A 1,014-nucleotide genomic window follows, 5' to 3' on the forward strand; every position below is an offset into this window, starting at 1 on the left:
GCCCGCACCCGCTCGCCATCCACGCCGTCGGGAATATAAACCCCCGTCACGTTGGTCATGCGATAGGCATCCTGCCCATACAGGCTCAGCCCCATCGCCCGCAGCCCCGCACTCATCGCGGCACCCGCCGCCCGATGCCGCGCGAAACGCGCTTCCAGCCCTTCTTCCAGCACCACCCGCGCCGCCTCGCGCGCCGCATAGAGCATGCTGGTCGCCTCGGTATGGTGGTTCAGCCGCTTCTCCGACCAGTATTCCATGATCATCGCAAGGTCGAAATAATTCGACCGGATCAGCGCCCCCGGCCCTTCGTCCAGATCCTCGCCGCGAATGCCCGCCTCCACATGCCGGCGCTTCATGATATGCGCCGCCGCCCGGTCGGAGATCGTGATCGGCGCCGAACCCGGCGGGCCGCCCATGCATTTCTGCAAGCCGCCCGTCACCACATCCACGCCCCATGCATCGGTCGCCACCGCCATGCCGCCCAGCGTCGCCGTGGCATCGACATAGGACAGCACACCATGCCGCTGGCAGATCGCCCCGACACCCGCCAGCGGCTGCGCCATGGTGGTCGAGGTATCGCCATGGATCGCCGCGAACACCTGCGGGCGATGGGTCATGATCGCCGCCTCAATCTGCTCCAGGCTCGCCACGTCGCCCCAGGGTATATCCAGCGTGCGGATCTCCGCCCCGATCCGCTGCCCGATTTCCGACAGCAGCAGCCCGAACCGCCCCGCCCGGATCACCAGCAGCCGCGCACCGGGCTCGACCAGCGACACCAGCGCCGCCTCGATCCCCGCCCGCGCCGTCCCGTCCACCAGGAACGTCCACCGGTTCTCCGTCATGAACACCCGGCGATACAGCGCCATCGTCTCGTTCATGGTGCGCGTCATCTCCGGATCGAACTGACCCAGCATGTCCGCCGACATCGCCCGCAGCACCCGCGGAGGCACGTTCACCGGCCCAGGCCCCATCAACAGCCGCTGCGGCGGGTCGATCTGTCCAAACACCTCTATT

General features: G+C 67.8%; 1 protein-coding gene. It reads right to left on the bottom strand.

The window, feature by feature from the left end:
* A partial coding sequence (locus tag HLH36_RS19475) for a pyridoxal-phosphate-dependent aminotransferase family protein (RefSeq protein ID WP_338030493.1) occupies window positions 1–1,007 on the bottom strand: 1,007 nt, incomplete at its 3' end.
* Window positions 1,008–1,014: the final 7 nt, after the last annotated feature.

The organism is Gluconacetobacter aggeris (assembly GCF_014174395.1).
Classification (GTDB): Bacteria; Pseudomonadota; Alphaproteobacteria; order Acetobacterales; family Acetobacteraceae; genus Gluconacetobacter; species Gluconacetobacter aggeris.